Here is a 15,689-nt window from a genome sequence, read left to right as displayed (position 1 = left end):
CGCGATAATAACGCCAATCTGGTGGGGTGCGCCCTCGCGGACCGCCCCGAAACCGTGGATATTCGGGTGAGCTCTGCTGTGCACGGACCGTTTGCTTTCCTCGGCGATGCGCAAGGTACATCGCGCGCCGGGGCACCGCATACGGACTCTGGGGAGGGTGCACCCGATGAGGGATTATCCGGCGATGAGATCCCCGAAAGCACCCCCTCCAACCGAACTGCTGAAGAACCGGGAAGCCCATAAAATCCGACCAGGGAGCCCGAAGGAGGTGCTAGTCAGATCTTGTGGAATGCTCTAGTCTTTACAGCATGTCCCGTTCTGCGTCATCGAGTGAGTGCAGCATTGCCCGTAGTAGGTTTTGTGCGCCCGCCTTCGACAGTGGTTCGTTGCGGTTGCCGCATTTGGGGGACTGTACGCAGGAGGGGCAGCCGCTCTCGCATCCGCAGGAATCAATAGCGTCCAGAGTTGCGCCCAGCCAGGTGCGAACCGCCTCAAATCCGCGCTGGGTAAAGCCTGCTCCGCCGGGTGCTGCATCGTATACGAAGATGGTGGGGCGTTCCGTATCGGCGTGGTACAGGGTGGAGAGTCCGCCTAAATCCCAGCGGTCGCAGGTCGCAATCAGTGGTAGTAAGCCGATGGCGGCGTGTTCTGCGGCGTGCAGGGTGCCGGGTATATCAGGTTCGGTCACACCGGCGGCAAACAGGTAGCTCGGGTCAAAGGTAAACCAGATAGCCTCGGTCATCAGGATGCTTGGCGGCATCTCCATCGGCTCATCGCCCAGGTACTCACTGCCGTACACCGAAAACCGTTGAAAGCCCATAACCTGATCGGTCACCTGAACTCGCCCGCGATGCAGCGTCAGACCAGCAGTACCGGGCTGAGTACAGTCGAACCCGTACCGCACACCCGCCTTTTCCTGCAAAATCTTCACTTCGGTCGCCTCAATCGCCCGCGTGTAATAGTCGGGGTACACTCGCGAGAGCAGAATAACGCGCGCCGCTTCATCCAAGGACTCCACTAGGTATTGGGCGTTCTGGTGAATATAGATAGCTCCCGGGTGTCCCTGAGTCATTGCCTGCGCCGAATCCATTGTGCCGATCAGCGAACCATCCTCGGCATCAATCAGCTGATAGGGACCACCGCCGGTGGCACGCAGATCCACCAGATTCGTCGCCGACTCCGCGTGCGTCCAATACCAGCCGTCCGCCCGGCGGCGCAGATAATTCTGCTGCACCAACCGGTTAAGCAGAGCCTCAGTATGCTCGCCGAACAGGGAAAGCTCCTCGGCACGTAGCGGAGACTCCGCCGCGGCAGCGCACAAATGCGGCGAAAGCACGTAAGGGTTCGTCGGGTCGAAAACGGTAGCTTCCACGCTCTGCCCGAAAATCGCCTGCGGATGATGCACCAGATACGTATCCAACGGATCGTCCCCAGCGATAAGCACGGCGAGCGCATCCTGACCCCCGCGACCGGCACGCCCAATCCGCTGAATAAAGGATGCGCGGGTTCCGGGCCAGCCCGCCACGAGCACCGCATCCAGCCCGGAAATATCGATACCCAGCTCAAGTGCAGAGGTACTTGCCAGCCCGAGCAGTTCGCCGGTGCGCAGCCGATGCTCAAGCTCACGGCGTTCCTCGGGCATATACCCCGAACGGTACGCCGCCACCCGATGCGCCAGCCCCGCCTCGGTCTCATCAAGGTAGCGCTGCGCTCGCTGAGAGATCAGCTCAGCGCCGCGCCGCGACCGGGTGAAGGCAAGCGTGCGGGTGCGTGAGAGTACCAGGTCGGTGAGCATTTGGGCGCCCTGTTCGATAGCGGAGATGCGCTGTGGTGCCTGCTTTTCCGCCTCGGAACGGGTGTCGAAGGCGCTCGCGCCGGCGGCGAGTTTATCGGTCACCTGCGTATCGGGCAGGAACTCCGGTTCCCACAGGATGACGGTGGATTCTCCACGCGGTGCGGTCGATGTGGTAATCGCGTCAACGTTCCCCTCGGGCACTCCAATGAGCTTGGCGAAAGACTCGGCAGGGTTCGCGCTCGTGGCGGATGCTCCGTAAAACACCGGATTTACGCGGTAGAGCGCGCAGACTCGGCGTAGGCGGCGCAGCAGATTGGCGATATGTGCGCCGAACACGCCGCGGTAGCTGTGCACTTCGTCAAGCACCACATAGCGCAGCCCGCGCAGGAAGTTCGCCCATTGCCGGTGGTTGCCCAGAATTCCGTAGTTGAGCATATCCGGGGTGGTGAGCACAAAATTAGCGTGTTCGCGCACCCACCGCCGCTCCTGCGCCGGGGTGTCGCCGTCATAGGTGGCGGCGTTGAGCCCGGGAAGATGATAGGCGGTGATGGCGTTGAGCTGGTCGGCTGAGAGTGCCCGCGCCGGTGAAATATATAGAACGTTCGCTCTCTGATGAAAACCTGTGGAACTCGTATCCGCTGCCGTGGTGCTGAGCGGTTCACGGCGCGCCCCGCGGTAGAGGGCGTCGAATGTGGGCATGAGGTAACTCAGCGATTTTCCGGATGCGGTCCCGGTCGCCACAATCACATGCCGCGCCGTTGTGCCCGACTCATCGTGCCCCTGTCCGGATGCTCGCCCGAAGGAGAGCCGGTGCGCGTCTTCGGCGAGTGCAGCATCGAAGGCGCAATGCGCTGCCTGTGCCGCCTGCACCTGGTGGGTGTACGGTTCGTGCACGCCCAGCGACTCGAAAGCCTCAATCACGCGCGGGTGCAGCCAGTGCGGCCACGGCGAATACTGCCCTTCACGTGCGGGGATGCGGTGCACATGGGTGATTTGCGGGGGCAGCGAACCGTCGCCGGGGAGTTTGGGTATAAGCCTGCTCAGCTGCTCGCGAAGGTTCTCGTCGGGGCGCGAGGCAGGGGAGAATCCGGGGTGCTCATCAGCCAGGGAGTCGCAGGAAGGTTCGGGGCGCATCACACCATTGTAAAACCTCGGGTACGGTAAACCGGCGTGGGCAATCGCAGGGCGCCCGGTATGTTCCACTCGCCTCAGCAGGAAGGTATTCGCTACCAGAAAACGACGAAATCAGCCGGTGCGATGGGGCAGAAAAACGACGAGACATACCTCATGGTAAAGAAACCACATGCACCCATCATCGCGGGCGCATCCCGCGGGAGAACAGGGAATATCGGCCACATTACGGGACGAGTTCCGCCGCCACGGCACACACGATGTACCCAGAAAGCGTAAAATAGGAGGGTGGCTCAGAATCGAATTATCTTGTATTACCAGTTTGCCCCCATAACCGACCCCGTGGCGGTCATGCTCTGGCAGCGTGCCCTGTGCGAGAAGCTCGGTTTGCGCGGGCGCATCCTCATTTCCAAACACGGCATTAACGGCACGCTCGGCGGCGAAATCAGCGCGGTTAAGGCGTACACCAAAGAGACCCGCCAGTACCCCGGCTTCAAGAACATGGAATTCAAATGGTCTGAGGGCGGTGCCGAAGACTTCCCCCGTCTGTCGGTCAAAGCGCGCGATGAAATCGTGGCGTTCGGCGCTCCCGACGAGCTCAAAGTAGACGAAAACGGCGTGGTCGGCGGTGGCGTGCACCTCAAGCCCGAAGAGGTAAACAAGCTTGTAGAAGAACGCGGCGATGAAGTCGTCTTCTTCGACGGACGCAACGCATTCGAGGCCAAAATCGGTAAGTTAAGAACGCCGTGGTGCCCGATGTTCGCACCACCCACGACTTTATTCGCGAGATCGAATCCGGTAAGTATGACGATCTGAAAGATAAGCCCGTCGTCACCTACTGCACCGGCGGCATTCGATGCGAAATCCTCTCCGCCCTCATGAAGAACCGCGGATTCAAAGAGATCTACCAGATCGACGGCGGTATTGTGCGCTACGGCGAAAAATACGGCGATAAGTCCCTGTGGGAGGGCTCGCTCTACGTATTCGATAAGCGCATGCACATGGAGTTCACCCCGGATACTGTCACGATCGGCCAGTGTGAGCGTTGCTCGGCACCGTCTAATAAATTTGAGAACTGCTCGAATGAGAGCTGCCGCGAGCTTGTGCTCCTCTGCCCAGAGTGCGCCACCGACGATGCGAAACGCCGCTGCGTGCCCGAATGCGCGGTGGACCGCCAGAGCGCCCACGCTGGTATCTCATGAGCGAGTCCGTACAGGCGCCCGTGACGGTTTCACCCGCGCGCATTGAGAAACACGGCTCTTTGCTGGTGGCGGGAGTATCCCAGGTGTATAAGCTGGGGGATGATTTCACGCCGCTGTGGGATGAGCTGAATCAGAAGGCATCCCCGGCGATGCTCGATATTCTGGCGGTTACCCAGTACATTGGCGTGTGCACTCAACCCAGTACCGATGGTTTCGTGCGCTACACGGCCGGTATTTTGGTTGATGACCGTGCCTCGGCGCATAAACTTGGGCTGGGTCTGCTGGAACTTCCCGCGAGCACCTATGCGGTGGTTGAGGTTACCGGGCCGATTTCGCGGTCTATTCCGGCAGGTTTTGAGAGCTTTGAGCGTGAGTTTTTCCCGTCGCATCCGCAGTACCGCCCGTTAGGCGGCCTGGAGGTGTACGGTCGCGGCGATATGCAGGCGGCAGACTACACGATGGAACTGTGGGTGCCGCTGCTAGAGGTTCCTGCCTCGGCATAAAGCGCTCCGACTAGAACTCCTTGGTCTTCTCCCAAGCTTCTATTTCGCCGGGGACTACCTCGAACACGGGGTGCACCGCGGGCTTACCGGCCTGGGTGAATTTCGCGAGACGCTCGGTAAGAATAGGCTCCCAATCGACATCTCGCCCGGCAACTTTGTGCGCTAAAAAGCTCAATTCGTAGGCAAGCTGGCCCTCGGTCACGGGAATAGAGCTCAGGTTCTTACCCTGCTCAGCGGCAATCAGCGAACGGTTGAAGGAATACCCGCGCAGCTGCGCCTCATCGGCGAGCCCATGCAGATAAGACCCAATAGCCTCTACCGGCTGAGAATGCGCACGAAACCGAATGAGCTGCGGGTGATTCGTGTACCCTCGGGTGAGCCCGCGCAGCACTTTCTGCGCAAGCAAGCTCTCACGCCAGCACGCGATCAGGGCACGACGGTCAAGAAGGGACGGGTGGGCAGACCAAATACGCATCCACCCACTATACAGCCGCAGACCTGCGCTCTTAGGTAAAACAGCAGCGGCCCGCCCAAAAATTATTGAGGCAGAATGCACCTATGGGGCGCTCGCATCTGAACAGGATGCGAGCGCCCCACAGTGGTGTAGATGCTTCTAGGCTACGAGTTCCGCGCTAGCTATGCCCAGTATTCTGGGCTTTCGGGGGAAGGTGGGTCGTCGGTCAAATATCAAGTATTTCTGAAAATTCAGGTGCATCTTGAAGAGCCGAGTACCAAAGTATAGTTATGAAAATACGTTCGATTTACATCATAAAAACTTATTCTGATGCTAAACTTTACGTACCTTTCCGCCAGTATATGAGGGAAATCGATGCTTGTTGCCACCGTTGTCGCTGAGGCGATGTTTTGGGCATGCCTGGTGTTAGGCTGCGTATTTCGTTATACCTTGAAAATGCCCAGAACCGGAATCGTATTATTAGCGGCAACCCCGGTGATCGACCTGTTATTGCTGGTGTTTTCTTATATCACGCTGAGCCAGAGTGGCGCGGCAGAATTTATGCACGGATTCGCGGCCTTCTATATCGCTTTCTCGATCGTTTTTGGTCGGAGTATTATTCACGCTTTCGACAGGAAATTCTCTGGCTCCGCCTCGGAGGGGGTTGCGGTCAGCAGCGCTCAGCAGTTGAGAAAATGCGTGACGGCGTGTCTGATAACGGCGGTTTTGCTTATCGCCGGGATTTTTGTGACCGGTCTGAAGGGTAGCTTCTGGCTTGTGTATTGGCTGATCGCGGTGGCGTTTACGCCGCTGATGTGGTGGGGCGTAGGAAAATGGTATGAGCGCAAGGCGAGTAAAGAATCATAAAACGTGTTTTCCAGGAAACACCTGTCGGTAGGCTCGCGACAAACCATCGCTCCCGGATTTACATCATCTGAGGCAAGCAGGTACGACAAAAGCAATGTCTGTAGTACCTGCACCTAGAAAATAATGACTTATATGGTTTTTCTACCGGGGTCTTATACATAAAAGTTTTGAACGAGGTATGGATATGCTAACGGTGGAAGAAATGCACATTCGTTACTTTGAGGTAAGTATTGCGCGTAAAAAATATAAATAAACCATTACCTAATATGTCGCATATATTTTATATAGAATAGATTTCTGACTAGTAGTTATATGAGTGGTTTTACTCATCTTATTTAAAGCTTGCTCTGTAAAGTAAATAATTGTATGCTGAATACTCATACACGAGGAAATACCCCCTGTAGGGCAATACGAAAGGCATAACAATGAACGCATCAGACACTCAGAAAACCGAACTTGCGGTACAAAATCTTGAACCACAGCCGGGCACAGAGAAAAAACTTGGTTTTCTTTCTTTTGGGCACTGGGCCGAAATTCCCGGTTCGCGCGTGAACAGCGCATCCGAATCTTTGCACCAGGCTATCGATTTGGCGGTAGGCGCCGAAGACATCGGCCTGGACGGCGCGTTCTTCCGTGTGCACCATTTCGATCAGCAGCAGGCCACCCCGTACCCGCTTCTGTCTGCTATCGCCGCGAAGACCAGCCGCATTGAGCTTGGCACCGGCGTGATCGATATGCGTTACGAGAACCCGCTGTACATGGCCGAACTCGCCGCGATGGCCGATCTGATTTCTGCCGGACGCCTGCAGCTGGGTGTCTCACGCGGCTCGCCCGAATCCGTTATCCGCGGTTTCGAGAGCTTCGGCTATTTCCCCGCCGAGGGTGAAGATGAGAGTGCGATGGCACGCCGTCACCTCGACATCTTCATGAAGGCAATCCAAGGCGAAGGCATGGCACCCTCCGCGCGGGTGCAGGGCAAGTACGCCCCCGTGCAGCCGCAGTCGCCCGGTCTGAGCAAGCGCATCTGGTGGGGCGCGGGAACTGACAGCACCGCCGTGTGGACTGCACAGCAGGGGCTGAACCTCATGTCTTCAACGCTGATGCTCGAAGATAAAGGTGTGCCTTTCGACCAGCAGCAGGCGGAGCAGATTCGCCTCTACCGCGAGGAATGGGTCAAGGCAGGGTACACCCGCGTGCCGCGCGTTTCGGTCTCGCGCTCGGTGATCCCCATTATCGATGCCGATTCGGCGCGCTATTTTGGTCGCCGCGCGCAGGAAGATTCGCAGGATTACACCGGTATTATCGACAATACCTTCTCGCGGTTTGGGCGCAGCTATATTGGCGAACCCGACCTGATTGCCGAAGAACTCGCTCGTGATGCTGCCGTTCAGGCGGCAGATACCGTGCTGTTGACCGTGCCGAACCAGCTGGGCGTGGACTTCAACCTGCGGATGCTCGAATCCATTGTGAAGGACATCAAACCCGCGCTGACGGTAAAGGCATAGCGGAGTCCCGCCCCCAAGATCGAGTGGGAATAACGCGAGCAGGTAGTATTTTCCTACTTGCTCGTACCAAAACCACCTGCTCGCGGCGTTAAGAAACGGGGCGCTTAGAATGGGGAGTATGGCTGATGAACTGTACTCCCGCATCCCCGACACCCCCATAAGCGACGATACCGCCCGGCTTGAGCGCATCCGGGGCGCCCTTGAGAAGCTTAACTACAGCTACGACGGGGTGCGTGAACTGCTGGGGGAGCGCGCTTTTGAGGCAATGGTGCGCGACCAGGTTGTGCCCGGCACCTGGCGGGTACAGAACATCCTTGATGATGCGCACACCACCGACCCCGACCGCCGCCTGGCGCGCATGATCGGGTTTTTCCTGTTCGCACGCACCCTAACCCGCATGGAACTTGCCGATGCGCTCGGCGGCGAACCCGCGCTTAACGACTTTATCGCGGCAAACCTCGTGGAACCGGCGGAGTCAGAAAATACCTGCACCCCCGAGAACCCCGGCGAAGAACCGCAGTACCGCGCCGTGTTTGACCTGCGACCGCATTCGGCTGATGACGGCACCGAGCTGTGGGTGGTCTCCGATTTGGGGGCGCATCAGCGACCCGGGGTGCTGCGCAAAGATCACGTGCTGGGTATCGGTCAGGCTTCCCTAACCCTGGCGCAGATTACCGAGCGCACCCCCGTGGCGCGTGCCCTTGACGTGGGGACCGGATGCGGTATTCAGACCTTCCACCTGCTCGCCCACGCAGACCACGTAACGGCCACCGATATTTCACCGCGTGCCCTCGCTTTCGCCCGATTTAACCTGCTGCTGAATGCCCCCGCCCTGAAACTCGACCCGCAGAACCTTGAAGCACGCGTCAGCCTTCGACAAGGCTCTTTGCTGGAACCCGTGGCGGGGGAACAGTTCGACCTTGTGGTCTCAAACCCGCCGTTCGTCATTACCCCGCGCCGCGCAGACGAAAGCAGCGACGACCAGTTTACGTACCGTGACGGCGGGCTGCCCGGCGACGATATTGTCAGCACGCTCATTCGGTGCATCCCCGAGGTTCTGGTGCCCGGCGGGCGCGCCCAGATGCTCGGCAACTGGGAAATTCACCGCGACAACACCGGCGAGGCGCAGCCCTGGGATGCTCGCCTGCGCACCTGGTTCGCCGAATCAGCCACCGGCACCCCGAGCGAGGCGTGGGTAATTCAGCGCGAAGTGCTCACCCCCGAATCCTATGCGGAAACCTGGCTCAAAGACGCGAGCGAAAACCGCGACCGCGACCACTACGAGAACACCTACCGAGCCTATCTCGACGACTTTAAAAACCGGAACGTTCATTCTATTGGGTTTGGGATGCTCTGGCTCCGCCGCCCGGCACACACCACCGAAACCGCACCCCTGAACCGGTTTGAAGACATCACCTACCCCATAGCCCAGCCCATCGCGCAAAGCATCACCGAGGCCGTGGCACGCTTCGACCGCCTTACCGCTCTGACCGATCAGGCGCTCGCCGAAGCCCACCTGGTGGTCGCCGAAGACGTGACCGAAGAACGTCACGGCCGCCCCGGCGCCGAGCATCCAAACGTGATTCTGCTGCGTGCCGGATCCGGGCTGTGCCGCACAATTCTGCTCTCAACCGAAACCGCCGGATTCGTCTCCGCATGCGACGGTGAGCTGAGCATCGGGCAGATTTTAGGTGCGCTCGCCGTGCTTCTCGGCTGGGAAGATTACACGCCGGATGCGCGCGCCGCCTTCGGCACCGAGAACGAGCATCCGCGTGACACCCTGCTGGTCGCTATTCGAGAACTCATCGAAAAAAGTTTTCTGCACTTCGCAGACGAAAACAGCTAACCCCCGGCACCCCAGCGGCGGACCCGTAAAACACGCCTTTGCCGCGCCGAACATCACAAATTTCGGCACGAAGAAACCCCTACACTAAAAGAATGACTATGCAAGACACCCCAGACACCACCAAGAAAATGAGCGCCGAAGACTGCTGGGCGCGCCTGCAGGCCAACAATCTAGGGCGACTCGTGCTCACCGATGGCAACTTCGTAGACGTGCTGCCGGTCCTCTACGGGGTAGCCGACCACGAAATCTACCTGCGCACCACCCGCGGCGACCGTTTCTCCGCCGTGGTTATGAGCCGCCGCGTCTCCTTTGAAATCGACGAGGAATTAGAGAACGGCATCCGCTCCGTGATCGTGCAGGGCGTGGCGCACTGGCTGCCGCCCGAAATGACCCCGCCGCTCGTGCACACTTTCGGCCTGCGCCACTACGAAAGCGGGCACCTCATGCAGTGGGTGCGCATTGTGCCGCGCAAAGTGTACGGCCGGGAATACCCGCTTCTTCCTGCCCAGGGCGAAGGATATTTTCCATACAACTAATTTCGCCCGCCAACCCGCCTAAGGCCCATATCTGCGGTTGCCAACTCGATACAGACGTGCATAATAACTGGTATCGTTGCATCCACACCCTTAATCCAAACACAAGCTGTAAAACGTGATAAGACACATGCGTGATAAGCGCACCTAATAGGCGTAACCGCCAGAATGTGCGCTATTGTTGTATCGCATCTACACCATACAAATATGAGGAGAGCCGTGCCCACCAAGGCAAAGAACGGAAAAGCGCTGCTGATCGTTGAGTCCCCATCGAAGGTGAAGACTATCAGCGGTTATTTAGGCAACGAATTTCTGGTGGATTCGTCCATGGGACATATTCGTGACCTGCCGCAGCCTTCCGAACTGCCCGAAAACCTGAAAAAAGGCCCGGTCGGCAAGTTCGCGGTCAATATCGACGACGATTTTGACCCCTACTATGTGGTTAACCCCGACAAAAAGAAAAAAGTCGCCGAACTCAAACGCAAACTCAAAGACGTTGACGCCCTCTACCTCGCAACCGATGGTGACCGCGAAGGTGAAGCGATCGCCTGGCACCTCAAAGAGGTTCTGAAACCCAAGGTTCCCGTCTACCGCATGACCTTCCCCGAAATCACCCGCGAAGCCATTGAACGCGCCTTCGGGGAACTGCGCGATATTGACCTGCACCTAGTCGATGCTCAAGAGACCCGCCGTATTCTTGACCGTATCTACGGTTACGAAATCTCACCCGTGCTGTGGCGCAAGGTCGGCCGCGGGCTATCCGCGGGTCGCGTGCAGTCCGTGGCAACCCGCCTTGTTGTTGAACGCGAACGCGAACGCATGGCCTTCGTCGCCGCCAACTACTGGGATCTAACCGGACATTTCATCACCACCAGCAACGAGGGCTTTGACGCCAAACTCGTGGCGGTTGACGGCACCCGAGTTGCCACCGGCAAAGACTTTGCCGACGACGGCACCCTCACCTCCACCAAGGTCACCCACCTCTCAGAGGCGGATGCGCGCACCCTCGCCGAAGCCCTCACCGCCGCTCCCTTCTCGGTGCGCTCGGTCGAAACCAAACCCTATAAACGCCGCCCCGCAGCGCCGTTCACCACCTCAACCCTGCAGCAGGAGGCGGCGCGCAAGCTGCGCTTCTCATCGCGCGTAACCATGCAGGTTGCCCAGCGCCTCTACGAGAGCGGCTACATCACCTATATGCGTACCGACTCGGTGGCACTCTCAGACCAGGCCGTGAAGGCGGCACGCCGCCAAGCCTCCGAACTCTACGGCACCGAATACGTGCCCTCCGCGCCGCGCACCTACGCCTCCAAGAGCAAAAACGCGCAGGAAGCACACGAAGCAATCCGCCCCGCAGGTGACGCCTTCCGCACCCCCGATGCCGTGCGCGGCACGCTCTCCAACGACGAATACCGGCTGTACGAGTTGATCTGGAAGCGTACCATCGCCTCGCAGATGGCAGACGCCACCGGTTCGACCGCATCCGTGCGGCTAGGGGCAACCGCATCCAACGGGCGCGATGCCGAGTTCGCAGCATCCGGCACCGTTATCACCTTCCGCGGCTTCCTTGCCGCCTATGAGGAAGGCGTAGACGCAACCCGCCTGGCAGAACGCGACGCCAAGAACGCTGAGAAACGCCTGCCTGCGCTCGCGCAGGGCGACTCGCTCACCGCCGAAAAACTCGAAGCCGCCGGGCACGAGACCCTGCCCCCGCCCCGCTACACTGAGGCTTCGCTCGTGAAAACTCTTGACGAGCTGGGCATTGGGCGCCCCTCCACCTACGCCGCCGTGATTTCAACGATTATGGATCGCGGCTATGTGCAGGTGCGTTCCGGTTCGCTCGTGCCTTCGTGGACTGCGTTCTCGGTGGTGCGCCTGCTCGAAACCAGTTTCGGCCCCTACGTGAACTACGAGTTCACCGCGCAGATGGAAGAAGACCTTGACCGCATTGCCCGCGGCGAAGAATCGCGCGTGGAGTGGCTGGGCGACTTCTATTTCGGCGGCGGGGTACAGAAGAAACGCGGGCTCAAGCCGATCGTGGATAATCTGGGCGATATTGATGCCCGCGATATTAACTCGATCCGCATTGCTGACGGCATTGTGCTGCGCGTGGGTAAATTCGGCCCCTACCTTGAGGCTGAAGGCACTGTCAATACCGAAACCGGTGAAGTTTCTGACCCCGTGCGCGCCAACGTTCCCACCGATTTGGCGCCCGACGAGCTGACCGCCGATAAGGCGAAAGAACTGCTTGAACAGGGCAAATCCGATGGGCGCGTGCTCGGCACCGACCCCGCCTCCGGGAACCAGATTATCGCTCGCGACGGGCGCTATGGCCCCTACGTCACCGAAGTTATCGAAGAGATGACGGAGGAGCAAATTCAGGCTTACCTGGATGCGCAGCCCACCGAATACTACAAGAACGGCAAACCCAAGCCGAAGAAGAAGCCCAAGCCCGCTAAGCCGCGCACCGCATCGCTCTTCAAATCTATGGATTTGGCGACTGTAACCCTAGAGGATGCGCTCAAACTCATGAGCTTGCCGCGCGTGCTCGGTACCGATGCTGAAGGCAACGAAATCACCGTGCAGAACGGGCGGTTCGGACCGTACCTGAAGAAGGGTACCGACTCGCGGTCGATTGGGTCTGAGGAAGAAATCTTCACGATCACCCTTGAACAGGCGCTCGATATTTATTCGCAGCCTAAACAGCGCGGACGCGCCGCCGCTAAGCCTCCGCTCGCCGAGCTTGGTGTAGACCCGAACAGCGAGAAGAATATCGTGGTCAAAGACGGGCGATTCGGACCGTACATTACCGACGGCGTTACCAACATTACGGTGCCGCGCTCGGAAACCATCGAATCGCTCACCCATGAGCGCGCCGTCGAACTGCTCGCCGAAAAGCGTGCCAAGGGGCCTGCGAAGCGTAAGACTGCGGCGAAAAAGACAACCGCCAAGAAGAGCACCGCGAAGAAAACAACCGCTAAAAAGTCCACTACTGCAAAGAAGACTGCGACTAAGAAGGACTAGTCTTTTCTTCTTCCCAACAATACGGATGCGCTGCTCACGAAAGTGTGGGCTACGTATCCGTATTGTTGCGCTTGGCAAGATTTACATGGATGCGCGACTTGCACTCGCTGGTCTGTGCATCCATGTACGGCGGGCGAATTCGCGCATACCCGGCGGTGGATTGCGCGCATCATGCGGCGACTTGTGCCACACTTAATGAAGTTGTACGTTATCCCGGCGGTGGCTGGGGGATAGGAGCGCGCCGTGCGCCTCGGTGTTCTTGATGTTGGCTCAAATACTGTTCACCTGCTGTTGCTTGACGGCCACCCGGGCGCCCGCCCCGAGCCGTACGCTTCGCATAAGATTCCGCTACAGCTGGTGCAGTATTTGACACCGTCGGGTGATATTTCTGATGAAGGCCGCGCCGCTCTAACCGAGTTCGTGAAGTCTGCGCGCGATTTCGCCATTGAGAATAACGCCGAAGATCTGCTCGCCTTTGCGACTTCCGCTATTCGTGAGGCCGGTAATGGCGCCGAGGTTTTGCAGTATGTGCGGTTGAAGACCGGCGTGAGTTTGAGCGAGATTTCGGGCGATCAAGAGGCCGCTATCACCTATTTCGCGGTGCGCCGCTGGCAGGGGTGGGGTGCGGGGCGCATCCTGAATTTTGATATTGGGGGTGGGTCTTTCGAGTTCTCCACGGGCACGGATGCCCTGCCGGATGCGGCAATGTCGGTGCCGCTGGGCGCCGGCCGTCTGACCCGCGAGTTCTTTGATGAACAGCCGCCTTCACCGAAGCAGACGAAGCGCTTGCGCAGGTATGTGCGCGAGCAGATTGAGCCGGTGGCGCAGCGGTTGCTGGCATTTGGCGAGCCGAACATGGTGGTGGGCACCTCGAAGACGTTCCGGTCGTTGGCGCGTATTTGCGGGGCGGCACCGTATTCTGCGGGGCCGCATGTGAAGCGTGAGATGCATGTGACGGATTTGCGCCTGTGGACTCGCCGCATGGAGGCTATGGCTCCCGCCGAACGCGCTGACCTGCCCGGTGTTTCCCGGATGCGCGCCGACCAGGTTCTCGCGGGCGCGATGGCGGCTGAGGCCGCGATGGAGATGTTCGGTATCGAAACGATGCGTGTTTCCCCCTGGGCTCTGCGCGAAGGTTTAATCTTGAGGCGTCTAGAGCACCTGGCGGAAGGTACGAGCACACCTCTGGATCCGAAGACTTTGGTGGGGGAGTAGGGGCGTTTTGATCGCTGATCCTGCCTGACACCTTGGCGAACTACCGAGAAATCCTCGGTAGTTGCCTCTTCTAGCAGCTCTCCCTCGGCATAGATGCTTTTAAGATGGGCGACAGGCATAGCCCATCCGTAACCTTAAGACCGCTGGGAGAGAAACAGCGTGCAGTAACTTGTACAAAGGCTCGCGCTAACCCTGTGAAACCGAAGAACCTATTTTGAGGAGTTTTTGTGCCTATCTATAAGCCTGAAGAATACCCGAGCGTGATCGAGCGTATTAAGGCTAAAGTCGCTCAGAAGAATATCGACCTGGGGCCTACCGTTTCGGAGGCAGACATTATTGCTTTTGAGCGTGCCTGCAACACCCGCCTGCCGCAGGCGTACAGGCTGTTTCTGTTGGAGGTTGGTGACGGCTGGCGTGACCCGGCGATGGTGCATATCAGCACCGGTTCCATTCACCGGCTCGCAGAGATTGAGCGCAAAGATCTTTCCCGTCCTCTAAGGCTCACGGACGGCTGGCTTTGGGAGGTTGAGGAGGACGAAGAACAGCTGAGTGATGAGTCTTTTGAGCGTAAGCTGGGGAACCAGGGTGTTGAGCTCATGGATGAAGGATGCGGCATGACCTATGAGCTGATCACTGCCGGGCCGTGTGCCGGTGAGGTGTGGAGCTTTTCGGATGTTGGCGTTAGCCCCTGCTGTGAGCGCCAGGACTTCCTGGGCTGGTTTGAGCTATGGCTAGACAGCGACGGCGACCCTGACTATTTCAAGGATTATGTCTACAAAGAAGATGAATAGTATATGCCGCAGGGGTTTATCGAGCTCTGTGTGAGGTCCTGGTTTTGATGTGGTTGGAGCACATCTAGTGAAGATACTAGTACGCCACTAAGCCTGAAAACTCTCGTGGGACATTAGAGGTGAGCTGCTGTATAAACCGCCGGTATTTTCTTATCATAGGGTTTTTGCATTGTGGAGTTCTGGGATAGCTGTTTTCAACAGTTTTTCTAAAACTCTCTAGGTATAATCTGATCAGATATTATACAGCTCTCCTCTCCCTCCATTATTATGGTAATTGCATCACACCACTCATGGATTTCTTTGTTAAGGGTCTGTAGTTTTTCTGATATTTCTTCTTTCCCTTTAGGGCATTCTATAAGTATTTTATTTTTTATATTTTCTATTTCTTGAAAATAATTTTCAATACACCCCTCCTGTTTTGGAGTGAGAAATTTACAGTCAAGGGGCAATCCTTTAAGATTTAGGTAAATAGGATAGCCTCTGCCATTTTCAACTGTAAATTTATTATTGCGTGATCCAAAAAGTGTTTTATTCTGATAAATTCCATCACAAAATATAGGGTCGCATTCTGTAAAACGGGAATAACTATTGCTATTTCTGTTTATACTAAAATAAATTTCCTGATAAAAAATAGGCGCGTTAAAATAAGCCTCGCCTTCATAGATGGATTGGCTAAAATTAGCTATATCGTAATGGATAGAGGTGCTGAAATCGGCCCAATTCCAGTAGGTAGATTCACCGAAGTCAGCCCAATCCCAATAAGTAGAGCCGCAGAAGGCAGCCTCTCCTTGATAGGTAGATTCACCGAAGTAAACCCAATCCCAGT

10 protein-coding genes and 3 pseudogenes are annotated in these 15,689 nt (G+C 57.6%); 10 read left to right on the top strand and 3 right to left on the bottom strand.

Annotation, left to right across the window (positions count from 1 at the left end; all coding sequences use genetic code 11):
* Positions 1-243, top strand: a pseudogene (locus HMPREF2554_RS11560) (hypothetical protein); the annotation flags it as partial.
* A 58-nt stretch (positions 244-301) separates the two neighbouring features.
* Here the strand turns inward: HMPREF2554_RS11560 and HMPREF2554_RS07645 are convergent.
* Complete coding sequence (locus tag HMPREF2554_RS07645) at positions 302-2,929, bottom strand: DEAD/DEAH box helicase (protein WP_246826034.1); 2,628 nt, start codon at positions 2,927-2,929, stop codon at positions 302-304.
* Between the two features lie 285 nt (positions 2,930-3,214).
* Between HMPREF2554_RS07645 and HMPREF2554_RS07640 the strand changes: the two are divergent.
* Both HMPREF2554_RS07640 and HMPREF2554_RS07635 read left to right on the top strand, forming a co-directional pair.
* Positions 3,215-4,128 (top strand): annotated as a pseudogene (locus tag HMPREF2554_RS07640) (rhodanese-related sulfurtransferase).
* Positions 4,125-4,631: a GyrI-like domain-containing protein gene (locus HMPREF2554_RS07635; RefSeq protein WP_070554536.1), complete on the top strand. Its 507-nt coding sequence runs from the start codon at positions 4,125-4,127 to the stop codon at positions 4,629-4,631. Before HMPREF2554_RS07640 ends, HMPREF2554_RS07635 begins: the two are co-directional and overlap by 4 nt.
* A 10-nt stretch (positions 4,632-4,641) precedes the next feature.
* Here the strand turns inward: HMPREF2554_RS07635 and HMPREF2554_RS07630 are convergent, their stop codons facing one another.
* On the bottom strand, positions 4,642-5,106 hold the full coding sequence (locus HMPREF2554_RS07630) for a pyrimidine dimer DNA glycosylase/endonuclease V (protein ID WP_070554535.1): 465 nt from the start codon (positions 5,104-5,106) through the stop codon (positions 4,642-4,644).
* Positions 5,107-5,460: 354 nt separating this feature from the next.
* Between HMPREF2554_RS07630 and HMPREF2554_RS07625 the strand changes: the two genes are divergently transcribed.
* The 7 genes from HMPREF2554_RS07625 to HMPREF2554_RS07595 all read left to right on the top strand — a co-directional run bounded on the left by HMPREF2554_RS07625 (position 5,461) and on the right by HMPREF2554_RS07595 (position 14,863).
* Positions 5,461-5,952 (top strand): hypothetical protein, encoded by a 492-nt coding sequence (locus tag HMPREF2554_RS07625; RefSeq protein ID WP_070554533.1) that lies wholly within the window; start codon positions 5,461-5,463, stop codon positions 5,950-5,952.
* A 425-nt stretch (positions 5,953-6,377) separates the two neighbouring features.
* Positions 6,378-7,457 carry an LLM class flavin-dependent oxidoreductase gene (locus HMPREF2554_RS07620; RefSeq protein ID WP_013397748.1) on the top strand — a complete coding sequence of 360 codons (1,080 nt, stop codon included), beginning with the start codon at positions 6,378-6,380 and terminating at the stop codon, positions 7,455-7,457.
* Positions 7,458-7,575: 118 nt separating this feature from the next.
* Positions 7,576-9,303 carry a DUF7059 domain-containing protein gene (locus HMPREF2554_RS07615; protein WP_070554530.1) on the top strand — a complete coding sequence of 576 codons (1,728 nt, stop codon included), beginning with the start codon at positions 7,576-7,578 and terminating at the stop codon, positions 9,301-9,303.
* Between the two features lie 98 nt (positions 9,304-9,401).
* A complete protein-coding gene (locus tag HMPREF2554_RS07610; protein WP_238382334.1) occupies positions 9,402-9,839 on the top strand; it encodes a pyridoxamine 5'-phosphate oxidase family protein in 438 nt (145 codons plus the stop codon).
* A gap of 216 nt (positions 9,840-10,055) precedes the next feature.
* Complete coding sequence (gene topA, locus HMPREF2554_RS07605; protein ID WP_070554528.1) at positions 10,056-12,857, top strand: type I DNA topoisomerase; 2,802 nt, start codon at positions 10,056-10,058, stop codon at positions 12,855-12,857.
* A 243-nt stretch (positions 12,858-13,100) separates the two neighbouring features.
* On the top strand, positions 13,101-14,072 hold the full coding sequence (locus tag HMPREF2554_RS07600) for a Ppx/GppA phosphatase family protein (RefSeq protein ID WP_070554523.1): 972 nt from the start codon (positions 13,101-13,103) through the stop codon (positions 14,070-14,072).
* A 227-nt stretch (positions 14,073-14,299) separates the two neighbouring features.
* On the top strand, positions 14,300-14,863 hold the full coding sequence (locus tag HMPREF2554_RS07595; protein ID WP_070554521.1) for an SMI1/KNR4 family protein: 564 nt from the start codon (positions 14,300-14,302) through the stop codon (positions 14,861-14,863).
* A 206-nt stretch (positions 14,864-15,069) separates the two neighbouring features.
* On the opposite strand, the pseudogene HMPREF2554_RS11555 reads toward HMPREF2554_RS07595, so the two are convergent.
* Positions 15,070-15,689: pseudogene (locus HMPREF2554_RS11555) on the bottom strand (hypothetical protein); the annotation flags it as partial.

The sequence above is a fragment of the Rothia sp. HMSC071F11 genome (assembly GCF_001809115.1).
Classification (GTDB): Bacteria; Actinomycetota; Actinomycetes; order Actinomycetales; family Micrococcaceae; genus Rothia; species Rothia dentocariosa.
Note: the sequence above shows the minus strand (reverse complement) of the source record. Positions and strands in the feature narration are given on the sequence as shown.